The 12921-nt window shown below is 64.2% G+C and carries 10 protein-coding genes and 1 pseudogene; 8 read left to right on the top strand and 3 right to left on the bottom strand.

Annotation, left to right across the window (positions count from 1 at the left end):
* From CBW50_RS29595 to lysS, 4 genes are all read left to right on the top strand, one after another.
* A partial coding sequence (locus tag CBW50_RS29595; RefSeq protein ID WP_172404917.1) for a hypothetical protein occupies positions 1-364 on the top strand: 364 nt, incomplete at its 5' end.
* A protein-coding gene (prfB, locus tag CBW50_RS27160; protein ID WP_139143151.1) for a peptide chain release factor 2 occupies positions 281-1385 on the top strand; the annotation gives its coding sequence in 2 pieces (ribosomal slippage) (positions 281-361 and positions 363-1385; 1104 coding nt in all). The genes CBW50_RS29595 and prfB, both read left to right, overlap by 84 nt.
* Positions 1386-1387: 2 nt before the next feature.
* Positions 1388-2095, top strand: coding sequence for an HAD family phosphatase (locus CBW50_RS27165; protein ID WP_086148384.1), 708 nt, complete (start codon positions 1388-1390; stop codon positions 2093-2095).
* A 28-nt stretch (positions 2096-2123) separates the two neighbouring features.
* Positions 2124-3653, top strand: coding sequence for a lysine--tRNA ligase (gene lysS / locus CBW50_RS27170; RefSeq protein ID WP_086148385.1), 1530 nt, complete (start codon positions 2124-2126; stop codon positions 3651-3653).
* 243 nt (positions 3654-3896) lie between these two features.
* Here lysS and ppnN read toward each other — a convergent pair whose 3' ends face one another.
* Positions 3897-5267: a nucleotide 5'-monophosphate nucleosidase PpnN gene (gene ppnN, locus CBW50_RS27175; RefSeq protein WP_086148386.1), complete on the bottom strand. Its 1371-nt coding sequence runs from the start codon at positions 5265-5267 to the stop codon at positions 3897-3899.
* Positions 5268-5577: 310 nt separating this feature from the next.
* Between ppnN and CBW50_RS27180 the strand changes: the two genes are divergently transcribed.
* The 4 genes from CBW50_RS27180 to CBW50_RS27195 all read left to right on the top strand — a co-directional run bounded on the left by CBW50_RS27180 (position 5578) and on the right by CBW50_RS27195 (position 9996).
* A complete protein-coding gene (locus tag CBW50_RS27180; RefSeq protein WP_086148387.1) occupies positions 5578-7083 on the top strand; it encodes a peptide MFS transporter in 1506 nt (501 codons plus the stop codon).
* 131 nt (positions 7084-7214) lie between these two features.
* Positions 7215-7892: a UPF0149 family protein gene (locus CBW50_RS27185; protein WP_086148388.1), complete on the top strand. Its 678-nt coding sequence runs from the start codon at positions 7215-7217 to the stop codon at positions 7890-7892.
* 12 nt (positions 7893-7904) lie between these two features.
* Positions 7905-9599 carry a hypothetical protein gene (locus CBW50_RS27190; protein WP_086148389.1) on the top strand — a complete coding sequence of 565 codons (1695 nt, stop codon included), beginning with the start codon at positions 7905-7907 and terminating at the stop codon, positions 9597-9599.
* Between the two features lie 13 nt (positions 9600-9612).
* Positions 9613-9996 carry a hypothetical protein gene (locus CBW50_RS27195; protein ID WP_086148390.1) on the top strand — a complete coding sequence of 128 codons (384 nt, stop codon included), beginning with the start codon at positions 9613-9615 and terminating at the stop codon, positions 9994-9996.
* A gap of 9 nt (positions 9997-10005) precedes the next feature.
* Here CBW50_RS27195 and CBW50_RS27200 read toward each other — a convergent pair whose 3' ends face one another.
* Both CBW50_RS27200 and CBW50_RS29600 read right to left on the bottom strand, forming a co-directional pair.
* Entirely contained in the window at positions 10006-12510 is a 2505-nt protein-coding gene (locus CBW50_RS27200) for a TonB-dependent siderophore receptor (RefSeq protein WP_086148391.1), read from the bottom strand.
* A 99-nt stretch (positions 12511-12609) separates the two neighbouring features.
* Positions 12610-12921: pseudogene (locus CBW50_RS29600) on the bottom strand (iron dicitrate transport regulator FecR); the annotation flags it as partial.

Consider the following 12921-nt stretch of genomic DNA (forward strand, 5'->3'; position numbering starts at 1 on the left):
CGGGCGGCAAGGCGCCGCAGCCGGCCAGCAGCAGCGGCAGCAGGGCGAGACGGGGGAGTTGGCGCAAGGGTTGGCGCATGAGAGTTCCTCTGGAAAGACAATATCGCCAGCATCATACGCAGCGCTCTCGCCATCATCAAGGCAAAAATATTGTCGCAAATACAGCAAAAACGTCATTTTATTGCCCCGCGCGGCGGCAATTGCGCCGCGGCGGCAGCGGAAACGCGCCGCGCTCGCGTATAATTCAGGGTTTGATTTCACCATAGAAGACCAGAACATTATGGAAGCCGAACGCATCAATATCATCTCCGCCCTGCTCAACGACCTGACGGTCCGCGAAGCCGAACTTCGGAGGTATCTTTGACTTCACTGTCAAGTCGGAGAAACTAGAGCAAGTCAACGAAGAGCTGGAAGACCCTACCGTCTGGAACGATCCCAAGCGCGCCCAGGACCTCGGTAAAGAGAAGAAGGCGCTGGAAGCCATCGTCTTCACGCTCGCCAAGGCCGATGCCGACCTGCGCGACACCCGCGACCTGTTCGACATGGCCCGCGAAGAAGGCGATGACGAGACGCTCGAAGCGATCGAGCAGGACGTGCAGGAAATCCGCAAGGTCATCGAAAGCATGGAATTCCGCCGGATGTTCAACAATCCGATGGACCCGAACAACTGCTTCATCGATATCCAGGCAGGCGCCGGCGGCACGGAAGCCCAGGACTGGGCTTCGATGCTGCTGCGCCAGTACCTGCGCTATTGCGAACGCAAGGGTTTTAAAGTTGAAATCCTCGAGCAGTCCGACGGCGAGGTAGCCGGCATCAAGACGGCCACCCTGAAGGTCGAGGGCGACCACGCCTACGGCTTCCTGCGCACGGAAACGGGCGTGCACCGCCTGGTGCGCAAGTCGCCGTTCGACTCGGCCAACGGCCGCCATACGTCGTTTACGTCGCTGTTCGTGTATCCGGAAGTCGACGATTCGATCGAGATCGACGTCAACCCGGCCGATATCCGCGTCGATACCTACCGCGCGTCGGGCGCCGGCGGTCAGCACATCAACAAGACCGATTCCGCCGTCCGCATGACCCACGCGCCGACCGGCATCGTGGTGCAGTGCCAGAACGACCGTTCGCAGCACCGCAACCGCGCCGAAGCGATGGAAATGCTGAAAGCGAAACTGTACGAGCATGAACTGCGCAAGCGCATGAGCGAGCAGCAAAAGCTGGAAGACTCGAAGACAGACGTGGGCTGGGGTCACCAGATCCGCTCCTACGTGCTGGACCAGTCGCGCATCAAGGACTTGCGCACCGGTTTCGAGACGGGCAATACCAAGGGCGTGCTCGATGGCGACATCGACGACTTCATCTCCGCCTCGCTCAAGCAAGGCGTGTAAGGATGAACGCCTCCGCTCCGGCTCCGGCGCAGCGTGCCTTCCTGTTCGACATGGATGGCACGATCGTCGACAACATGGCCTTCCACACGCGCTCGTGGCTGGCGTTCTTTGAACGCCAGGGCCGGACGCTGGACGCGGACGCCTTTTTCCGCGACACGGCCGGGCGCCATGGCCGCGAAATCATCGCCAAATACCTGGGCGAGGATGCCGACCACGTCACCCTGCTGGCCGAAAAGGAAGTCGTTTACCGCGACATGTATGGCCCGCACCTGGCCACCGTCGCCGGTTTCGACGCCCTGACGGCCAGCGCGCGCGACAATCAGGTGGCGCTGGTGGTCGGTTCGGCGGCGCCGACGGAAAACATCGACTTCACGCTCGACGGCCTGGACCTGCGCCGGCGTTTCGACGCCATCGTCGGCGCCTCGGATGTGGAGCGGGGCAAGCCGCATCCCGACGTATTTCTCAAGGGCGCGCGGCTGGCCGGCGCCCTGCCCGAGCACTGCATCGTCTTCGAAGACGCGCCGCTGGGCGTGGAAGCGGCGCGCCGCGCCGGCATGCGGGCGGTGGTGCTGACCACCACCCTGCCGGCCGCAGCATTTGCCGGCTTCGACAACGTCATCTGCATCGCACCGGATTTCAGCCAACTCGATGTCGAGGCGCTGTTCGCCAGCCAGCCGGCAGCGTTTGCCGCCGGCACGCCAACGACATAACCATCAATCATCAATCAAGAAGAACACCATGACTACGGATATCCAAGAACAAGCCGCCGCCCCCGATGAAAACAAGATCATCGCCGAGCGCCGCGCCAAGCTGGCCGCACTGCGCGAACAAGGCGTCGCCTTCCCGAACGATTTCCGCCCCGAGCACAAGGCGGCCGACCTGCACGCGCAATACGACGGCAAGTCGCGCGAGGAACTGGAAGAAAACCCCGTACACGTGGTGCTGGCCGGCCGCATGATGCTCAAGCGCGAAGCGGGCAAGAAAGCCGCCTTCGCCACCCTGCAGGACGCTTCCGGCCCGAAGGCCGACGGCCGCATCCAGATCTACGCCACGCTCGACCTCACCGGCGAAGCGGCCATGGCCGCCCTGCACCACTATGACCTGGGCGATATCCTGGGCGTGCAAGGCACGCTGTTCAAGACCAAGACGGACGAACTGACCATCAAGGTCACCGAACTGCGCCTGATCACCAAGTCGCTGCGCCCGCTGCCGGACAAATTCCACGGCCTGGCCGACCAGGAAACGAAGTACCGCCAGCGCTACGTCGACCTGATCATGAACGAAGAGACGCGCCGCACCTTCAAGGCCCGTACCGCCGCCATCTCGTCGATCCGCCGCTTCATGGAAAAGAACGAGTTCATGGAAGTGGAAACGCCGATGCTGCACACGATTCCCGGCGGCGCCGCAGCCAAGCCGTTCATCACGCACCACAATGCGCTCGACATGCAGATGTTCCTGCGCATCGCGCCCGAACTGTACCTGAAGCGCCTGGTCGTGGGCGGCTTCGACCGCGTGTTCGAGATCAACCGCAACTTCCGCAATGAAGGCGTGTCGATCCGTCACAACCCTGAATTCACGATGATGGAATTCTACGCGGCCTACACCGACTACAAATGGCTGATGGACTTCACCGAAGCCGTCATCCGCCAGGCCGCCATCGACGCGCACGGCACCGCCACCCTGACCTACGGCGGCCGCGAGCTGGACCTGGCAAAACCGTTCCACCGCCTGACCATCGTCGAAGCGATCAACAAGTACGCTCCAGGCTACACCGCCGTGCAGCTGAACGATGCCGAATTCATCAAGGAAGAGCTGAAAAAATTCGGCGTCAAGCCGTTCGCCACGGCCGGCCTGGGCGCGCTGCAACTGGCGCTGTTCGAAGAGACGGCTGAAGCGCAGCTGTGGGAACCGACCTACATCATCGACTACCCGGTCGAAGTGTCGCCGCTGGCGCGCGCTTCCGACACGGTGGCCGGCATCACGGAACGCTTCGAGCTGTTCATGGTGGGCCGCGAAATCGCCAACGGCTTCTCCGAGTTGAACGACGCGGAAGACCAGTCGGCCCGCTTCCTGGCGCAAGTGGCCGCCAAGGATGCCGGCGATGAAGAGGCGATGTTCTACGACGCCGACTACATCCGCGCGCTGGAATACGGCATGCCGCCAGCCGGCGGCTGCGGCATCGGCATCGACCGTTTGATGATGATCATCACCGATTCGCCGAACATCCGCGACGTATTGCTGTTCCCGCACCTGCGCCGCGAAGAATGATGAACACCTGAAAAATCTGCTGCGCGTCGCGATTTGCGGGCTGCGATGCTCACTGCCTCGGCGGCCCCGTGCCCAGCACAGTTGCGCTTCTTAGCCGCAACTCCCATTTGCTCGCGACGACTTTTCAGGCGTTCGATGCTTCAAGGCAAAAAAAGCCGCCTGATCTTGCGATCAGGCGGCTTTTTTTAACCCCAACGGCAAAACCCGGGGTCAGACCCGGCGGGTCTGATCCCGGCAGTCACATTACTGTACAACCGTATAACACGGCACATACGCCGTGCCTGCCAATTTCATGCGGTGCTGCGCCACGAACGACGCCAGCAGCGCATCCATCGGGCCCATGATGTCCTTGTCGCCGTGGATTTCGAAGTTGCCGTGTTCCTCGATCGAGCGGATGCCGTCATCCTTGACGTTGCCCGCCACCACGCCCGAAAACGCGCGGCGCAGCTGGGCCGCCAGCAAGTGCGTGGCCTGGTTCTTGTGCAGGCTCAGGTTGCGCATGTTTTCATGCGTGGGCTGGAACGGCTTCTGGAATTCGTGGTCGATTCTCAAGAGCCAATTGAAATAATAGGCGTCGCTGTGGGCCTTGCGGAATTCGCGCACCTGGCGTATGCCGTCGAGCATTTCACGCGCCACCAGTTCCGGGTCGTCGATGATGATCTTATAGCGCTGCTGCGCTTCCGGCCCCAGCGTATCGCTGATGAACTGGTTAATCTGCACGAAATACTCGCGCGACGTTTCCGGGCCCGTGAAGATCAGCGGGAATGGAATTTCCGCATTGTCCGGGTGCAACAAAATGCCGAGGATATACAAAATCTCTTCGGCCGTGCCCGCGCCGCCGGGGAAGACGACGATGCCGTGGCCGGCGCGCACGAACGCTTCCAGCCGTTTTTCGATGTCCGGCATGATGACGAGGTCATTGACGATGGGGTTGGGCGACTCGGCGGCGATGATGCCCGGCTCGGTGATGCCCAGGTAGCGTCCATTGTGCAGGCGCTGCTTGGCGTGGCCGATGGTGGCGCCCTTCATGGGGCCCTTCATGGCGCCGGGGCCGCAGCCCGTGCAGATGTCGAGGCCGCGCAAGCCCAGCTGGTAGCCCACTTCCTTCGAATAATTGTATTCGGCGCGGTTGATCGAGTGACCGCCCCAGCACACCACCAGATTCGGGTTGAGCTGGGTTTGCAGCACGTTGGCGTTGCGCAGGATGTGGAAGACGGCGTCCGTCACGCCTTCCGTGCTCTGCAAATCGAATTTCGGGTTGCCCGTCACTTCATCGCTGACGAAGATAATGTCGCGCAAGACGGCAAACAGATGCTCATGGATGCCCTTGATCATCTTGCCGTCGACAAAGGCGATGGCCGGCGCACCCTTGATGTCGAGCTTGATGCCGCGCTCGCGCTGGATGATGGAGATTTCAAACGATTGATATCGCTCAAGCAGGGCGCGCCCATCGTCGATGGTGCTGCCGCAATTCAAGACCGCCAGCGCGCAGCGGCGGAAGGTGTTGTACAGGCCGCCCTGGCTGGTGTCGAGCAGTTTATTGACTTCCGTCTTGGAGAGCACGTCCAGGCGGCCTTCCGGTGAAACCAGAGTATCGATAACGTCGTGTTCCATAATGCGAAAAATCCTTTAAAAATCGATCCTCGAAGATGTTGCACCCTCAATATACGACAAGTCAGGCAAGTTGTGCTGTGCCGCCGCAAAATCGCCGGGGCCGTCCTTGCCCGCAAACCGGTTTGATCAATATGAAACAGTCATTCTTGCTAATGCGAATCGAAATCTTCGCTCAGCGCAATTTGTAGATTAGAATGCCAGCCTATTGGAATTCCCGTGCGTGAGGTTCTTCATGAGAGTCCCCGCCGCCCGCAGGCTTCCATAAGTTTGTTTTATCGATCGACTATAATAATTTTTCAGGAGGAACCGCATGAGCGGTGCGACTACGCCCAACAAGGAAGCCGTTATTCCCGAGTTCAAGCAGATTATGGGCCATCCGAGCCCATTGTGGATGTTGTTCATGACTGAATTCTGGGAACGCTTCGCGTTCTACGGAGTTCGCTGGGCGCTGGTACTGTACATCGTGGCCCAGTTCCACGGCGGCGACGGTTCGGGACAGGCAGCGGCCAACCTGACCTACGGTTCCTTCCTCGCGCTGGTGTACGCCGGCGCCCTGTTCGGCGGCTACATCGCCGACCGCGTCATCGGCTACCAGCGCTCCATCCTGCTGGGCGCCATCTTCATGGCTGCCGGCCTGTTCTGCATCTCCGTGCCGAACCAGGACATCTTCAACCTGGGCCTGGCCACGATGATCGTCGGTAACGGCATGTTCAAGCCGAACATCTCGACCATGGTCGGCAAGCTGTACACGACCGCCGATCCGCGCCGCGACAGCGGCTTCACGATCTTCTACATGGGCATCAACATGGGCGCCATGGTCGCGCCCGTCTTTACCCAGTGGCTGGCCGAGTCGATCTTCGGCACCAGCGCCATGCCGTCGTACAAGATGGTCTTCATGGCGTCCGGTTTCGGCATGCTGATCAGCCTGGTATGGTTCTTCATCGGCCGCCGCGCCCTGAAGGGCATCGGCGCGCCGGAAGCCGGTTCCGGCAGCCCGATGCGCGTCGTCTGGGTGGCCGTCGGTTCCCTGTGCGTGATCCCGCTGATGTACTTCCTGCTGACCGTCGGCGCTGAAAAGCTGCAAATCGTCCTGACCGTGCTGTTCGTCGGCCTGGCCGTCATGCTGATGATCGAAGGCATACGCAACGGTAAAATTGCGCGCGACCGCGTCATCGCCATGCTGCTGATCTTTGTCTTCAACATCCTGTTCTGGATGTTCTTCGAACAGGCAGGCAGCTCGTTTACCTTCCTGGCAGACAAGATCGTCAACCGCGACCTGGGCTTCTGGATCTTCCCGACCGCCTACTTCCAGACCGTCAACTCGGTGGCCATCATCGTCTTCGCGCCCATCATCGCCGCCGTCTGGGTCTTCCTGGCGCGCCACAACGTCAATCCGTCGATCCCGCGCAAATTCGGCCTGGGCTTGCTGGGCAATGCGCTGGCCTTCGGCCTGCTGATCTTCGCTCTGTCGAGCTTGGTTGGCGCCGACAACAAGATCCCGTTCTGGACCCTGACCACCGTCTACGTGCTGCAATCGATCGGCGAGCTGTGCCTGTCGCCTATCGGCCTGTCGATGGTCACCAAGCTGGCGCCGGTGCGCCTGGTGGGCCTGGGCATGGGCGGCTGGTTCCTGTCGACCGGTATCGGCAACAACCTGTCGGGCATCTTCGCCAGCCACGTCAGCGGCGAAAGCGGCATGTCGGTGCAGTCGGCCCTGTCCGGCTACACCTTCGGCTTCTGGTCCCTGCTGGGCGCCGGCGTCGTGCTGTTCCTGATCGCACCGCTGATCAACAAACTGATGCACGGCGTGAAGTAAGCGTCTTGTTGTAGATCAGAACGGCGGCCCGCGGGCCGCCGTTTTTCATTGCGGCGCCGGTTTTTGCCCTGGCGGGCGGTACAATACTGCCATGGCCAGCGGCCACCCGACCAACACCGAAAAAGAATCCCATGTCCAGCATTTCCACCACCACGCCCCTCTCCGACGACGAATACGCCGAACTCGACACCCTGCTGGCCGCGCCCGCGCTGGCCAGCCGCGCCATGGACGTGTCGATGCTGGAAGGTTTTCTGACCGCCGTCGCCCTGAGCCCGAAACAAATTGCAGTTGAGCAATGGTTACCCTGGGTCTGGGACAAGGCGGCGGGCAGCGCCGCGCCCGTGCCCGACGCCGCCAGCGAACGGGCGGCCGGCCTGGCGCAGCGCCACCACGCCTACATGGTCGAATGGCTGGCGAAGGACCCGGACAGCTTCGAGCCCATCTACGTCTGCGGCCCCGAATGGAGCGTGCCCGCCTGGTGCGCCGGTTTTGTCCTTGGCACGGCCCTGGACAAGCCCCAGTGGGCGGCCCTGGCCGTGAGCCACCCGCAGTACCTGGCGCCCATCCAGCACCTGGCCACGGCCGCCGAACTTGATGACGACGCGGCCGAAACGGCCATGGATGGCGTCATTCCCGCCGTCATCGCCATCAACGCCGCCTGGGCGCGCCAGCGCCACCTGAAACAAAGCCAGCCCGGCGCCACCGTCTTGCGTGAACTGCCGAAAACGGGCCGCAACGACCCCTGCCACTGCGGCAGCGGCAAAAAGTACAAGAAATGCTGTGCCGACGCCGATAGCGCGGCCGGCTAAGGACGCATCTCCTTGCGCCAGCTGCTGACGGCCGTCCTGCGCTTCCTGCTGCGCCACGCGCTGCAGTTCGCCCTGTTCATCGTCATCCTGCTGGCCGGCCGCCTGCTGCTGGCCGACTGGCGCGCCTACAGCGCCGGCAGCGAGGCTGTCGCCGCGCTCGGGCTGGCCGCCGATAACGCCGATAGCCACGGCACTGGTCTGGCCGAGGCGGCCACGGCCAGGGTCAACGCCCTGGCGCACGCCTCGCACGCGGCCGTCGCCGCCCGCCGGACAGAAGTGCAGGCGCAACTGGCGGCCTTGCGCGCGCGCCAGCAAGCGTCGCTGTTCACCCTCCCCCTGCCCGCGCCCGATACGCTGGCCCGCCATGCGCAGGACGAAGCGGCGCGCCGCGTGGAAATCGAAGTGCTGGCGCAGGAGGCGCGTTACTTGAGCGCCCTGCAGGCGGCGATCAGCGGCGAGGATGCGCGCCAGACGCTGGCGCGCCTGCATGCGCAACACGTCAGCGCGTATGCGGCGCTGCAAGGAAATCTACGTCAGCGCCGGCAGCTGGAAGCGCTGCATCCTGTCGCGGCGCGCCTGCCCGGCAGCGACGCCCATGCGCAGCTGTCGCGTCTCGAAGGGGAAGGCCAGCGCTTGCGCGAGATCAACCTGCAAGCCTATCAAGCCTGGCTGGCACAGCGCGCGCGCACCAGCAATGCTGCCCGACCCGCCCCGTTTGCCATCGACGAGCAAGCCTTGAGCGGCGTGCTGGCGCCCGTACAAAAGGCGATTGCGGCAAGCGAGGAACAACTGGCGCGCAACTGGATCGCCCGCTGGCGCGCTCCCGTCATGGACGTGGCGCCCACGGCCGCCCTGCTGGTGCTGTCGGCCATCCTGCTGCCCGCCGCCATCAAGGCCTGCTTTTACTTCGTGCTGGCGCCCGTCGCTTCGCGCCTGGAACCCTTGTCCATCGCGCGCGCGCTGAACGTCACGGCCAGCGCGCTCCCCTCGCCGCCCGATGGCCAGTCGCGCATTTCCGCCGTCTCGCAGGCATTGCAACTGCAGCCGGGCCAGCGGATGCTGATCCATCCCGAATACCTGCAATCGTCGCCCGTCGGCACGCATAAACGCACGCAGTGGCTGCTGGACTGGCGCTTTCCATTGACGAGTCTGGCCGCCGGCATGGCGGCGCTGACGCGGCTGGAAAGCGATACGGCGGCATCCGTGACGATATCCGCCAGCGACGACCCGCTGCTGGAAGTGGCCGTCGTGCGCCTGCCTGCCGGCAGCGCCCTCGTATTCCAGCCAAGGGGACTCGTGGGCCTGGTCTGCGACGCGGACCAGCCGCTGGCGATATCGAGCCACTGGCGCCTGGGCAGCCTGCATGCCTGGCTCACCCTGCAGCTGCGCTTCATCGTCTTTCGCGGCCCCGTCACCCTGATCGTGCGCGGCTGCCGCGGCGTGCGTCTGGAACGGGCCGGCCAGGGCCGCTCCATCAGCCAGTCCGCCACCCTGGGCTTTACTACCGACGTGCTGTACTCGACGATGCGCAGCGAAACCTTCCTGCCCTACCTGCGCGGCCGGCAGGCGCTGCTCAACGACCGCTTCGACGGCGACAACGGCGTCTACCTGTACGAAGAAACCCCGCGCCACGGCAAGCAGCCGGGCAAGGCGGGAAGCTGGTTCGAGGGTTTTACGGACGCCATCTTGAAAGTGTTCGGCATCTAGCCGAGGAAACCTTATGAACGACTTTCTGTTTGCCGATTTTCTCGAGGACCACGCCGTGTATGCGGCGGTTGAGGCGTACTGGCAGGCGCGCCTGGCCTTCCTCGACGGCCGGTGCGCGCCGTATCTGCGCACCGCGTTTGCCAACGGCCAGCCGTTTTATGACGGCAATCCCATCGTCAACCTGGCCGACCGCGACGCCGGCAAGGCGGCGCGCATCGTGCAGCAGTGCCCGCAGGAGTTCGGCGCCTGCTACACGAGCTTCGGGCAAGCCATCGAGCTGGCCGGCAGCGATGGGCACCTTCGTCCGGCGCGGGAAAAGGTCATCGTGCTGACCTTGACGCAGGCGACGGCGCAGCGCGCCGAAGATGAACTGCGCGCCTGGTTTGATGCGGCGTAAGGCTGCGCGCTACCAGAGGTAGGCCACGCGCACACCGACATTGCGCTGCTCGCCATAGTTACAGGCGCGCGCCGAGAAACACGAGGCGACATGGTATTTGTCGAACAGGTTCTTCACCGTCATGCTCACGCTCAGGCCGCGCCAGCCGCTGCGCGCCTGCCCCAGGTCATAGCGCAGCGACAGGTCGGCCAAGGTGAACGCCGGCGCCTGGAAGGTGTTCTCCGCGTCGCCCCAGCTGGCGCCCACGTGGCGCACGCCGGCGCCGGCCGACAGGCCGCGCAAGCTGCCGGCGAAGGCGTAGTCGGCCCAGGCGGACGCCATCTGCCTGGGCACTTCATAGGGCGACTTGCCCTGCACGTTCGTGCCCCACATGTCCGGATTCGCCTTCGTCACTTTCAGGGGATTGTAGGTGAGGGACGCCAGCAGTTTCAGCTGGCTGTTCGGCTGCGCCGCCACTTCCAGTTCGATGCCGCGCGAGCGCACCTCCCCCTGCTGGATCGAGAAATTCGGATCGTCCGGGTCCGTCGTCAGCACGTTCTGGCGGCGCAGTTCGAATGCGGCGGCCGTCACGGACAAATGCGCGCCAGGCGCGTATTTCACGCCGACTTCCACTTGCCGGGCCGTTTCCGGCTCGAACGGACGCTCAAGGCGGTCGGCGCCGGAGACGGGCGAGAACGATTCGCTGTAGCTGGCGTAAGGCGCCAGGCCGTTCGCCGCCAGGTAAGTGACGCCGGCGCGGCCCGTGAATGCCCCGGGCTTGCGCAAAGTCGTGCTCGACGGCGATACCAGCAGATTGCGCTGTTCCTGGCGCGTCCAGTCCTGGCGCCCGCCCACGGTGAAGACCCAGTTGCGGTACTGCGCACGGTCTTGCAGGTAGGCGCCCAGCTGACGGTTACGCTCGCGGCGCAGGGCATCGGGCGCCAGCGCCGCCAGGTCCAGCGCGCCGCCGTAAACGGGGCGGTAGATAGCGATCTGCGGCCCGTCGGCGATATACGAACTGAACGAAGTACTGCTGCGGCTGTAGTCGATGCCGGCAACGACCTCATGGCGCAGCGCGCCCGTCGCCACCTGGCCCGTCACGCTGGTGTCGAGCGAGTACACGCTGCCCTTGCCGTCGCGCGTATCGATCTCGCGGTTGCTGATCGCATGGTCGATTAAATTGCCATAACGAAACATATACTGTTCATGATTATCCGCATGCAGGTAGCGGAAATTCTGCCGGAGCGTCCACCCGCCGTCAAACGTGTGGCGCGCCGCGTAGCCGGCAGAGGCGACGCTTGTCTCCTCGTGGTCGAAGCCGGGTTCCCCCAGGAAGCGCGTCAGCGGCAGGCGGCCATTCGGATTGCTGCCATTCAAGGCCTCCCACTGCACGTTCGACGATTGCATGGCGCGATTCTTCTGGAAAAAGCCCAGCAAGGTGACGCTGGTGCGGGCGCTTGGCGCCCACGTCAGGCTGGGCGCCAGATAATAGCGGTCGTCCTTCATGTAGTCGATCTGCTGGTCCGCCTGGCGCGCCAGCCCCACCAGGCGGTACTGCAGGCTGCCGTCGTCGGCCAGCTGGCCGCCCACGTCGAGGGCCAGCTGCCTGCGGGCGTAACTGCCGAGCGACACTTCGACCTGGTTCACTTGGTCCGCCGCGGGGCGCTTGGCAACGAAATTGACGATGCCGCCCGGCGCATTCTGGCCGTACAACACGGACGAGGGCCCCTTGAGCACTTCCACGCGCTCGGCGCCATACGGCTCCACGCCGAAGAAGCCCAGCGTCCCCATGGGCATCAGGCGCATGCCGTCAAGGTAGAACGCCCCCGAAAACTGGCTGAAGCCGCGCACCGACAGGCTGTCGTCGGCGGGATTGGCGCCTGCCGTGTTGCTGCGCAAGCCGGCCGTGTACTGGATGGCGTCGTTCAGGGTGCGCACGCCCTGGTCATCCATGCGGTCGCGCGTGATGACGGACACCGATTGCGGCACTTCCAGCAAGGATGCATCGGTCTTGGTGGCGGTGCTGGCCCGCCGCGCCACATAGCCGCTGACCTTGCCCCAGGGGTTTTCCGCTTCCCCCTGCGCGCTGACGGTCACGGGCGCCATCGTCTGCACGCCATCGGCCGCCGCGCCGGTAGCGGACGCGGTGGCGGCGCGCAAGGCATAGCCGCCTCCGGCCGTGCGCACGGCGGCGAGTCCCGTGCCGGCCAGCGCCCGCGCCAGCGCGTCGTCCACCGTATAACTGCCGCTGACGCCGCCGCTGCGCAGCCCTTCCGTTGCCGCCGAGCCAAAGGCGAGCAGCAAACCCGCTTCACGCCCGAGCCGATTCAATGTCGCTTCCAGCGGCCCGGCCGGGATGGCATAGCGGCGCAGGACCTCGGCCTGCCCGGCCGTTTGCGCCAGCGCCGGCGCGCCGGCCAGGCCGGCCAGTGCGCCCAGGCACAGCGCATGCACCAGGTGGGCGAGCGGTTTCATGGCCAACAGGCCCGGTGCGCGCAAGCGCGTGGAGGGATGGAATGTGCTGCGATCGTTCATGGCATGCCTTCGTATCATGGATGGGTGGAACGGGCCAAAACCTGGGCCCTCACTTCCCTTGACAAGACAGCGGGCAAAAACAGTCCATGTATTTTCAGTTTATTTTTTCGCGGCGCGCGGCCGCACCGTGACCCAGTAGCGCGTCAGATAATGGAGTTCGACGGGCAAGGCTTGCGTCAGCGCCAGCAGTACCTTGTCGGTATCGGCCAGCGGATAGACGCCCGACACCAGCAGATGCGCGAGCGCCGGGTCGCATCCCAGGTGGCCGCGCCGGTGGCGCGACAACTCCAGCAGGAAGGCGTCCAGGCGCATGTGCGCGGCGACCAGCATGCCGTCAACCCAGGCGCCCGCGCCGGCGTCGAGCGCCTGCGCCGCGCCCGCGCCGGCGCGGCTAAAACTGCCCTCCTCGCC

Source organism: Janthinobacterium sp. GW458P (genome assembly GCF_002127585.1).
In the GTDB taxonomy this organism is placed as follows: Bacteria; Pseudomonadota; Gammaproteobacteria; order Burkholderiales; family Burkholderiaceae_D; genus Janthinobacterium.

Excerpts from the sequence above, each read along its gene's own strand:
- CBW50_RS27165 (WP_086148384.1), top strand. The coding sequence starts at position 1,388 with ATGAACGCCTCCGCTCCGGCTCCGGCGCAGCGTGCCTTCCTGTTCGAC.
- lysS (WP_086148385.1), top strand. The coding sequence starts at position 2,124 with ATGACTACGGATATCCAAGAACAAGCCGCCGCCCCCGATGAAAACAAG.
- ppnN (WP_086148386.1), bottom strand. The coding sequence starts at position 5,267 with ATGGAACACGACGTTATCGATACTCTGGTTTCACCGGAAGGCCGCCTG.
- CBW50_RS27180 (WP_086148387.1), top strand. The coding sequence starts at position 5,578 with ATGAGCGGTGCGACTACGCCCAACAAGGAAGCCGTTATTCCCGAGTTC.
- CBW50_RS27185 (WP_086148388.1), top strand. The coding sequence starts at position 7,215 with ATGTCCAGCATTTCCACCACCACGCCCCTCTCCGACGACGAATACGCC.
- CBW50_RS27195 (WP_086148390.1), top strand. The coding sequence starts at position 9,613 with ATGAACGACTTTCTGTTTGCCGATTTTCTCGAGGACCACGCCGTGTAT.
- CBW50_RS27200 (WP_086148391.1), bottom strand. The coding sequence starts at position 12,510 with ATGAACGATCGCAGCACATTCCATCCCTCCACGCGCTTGCGCGCACCG.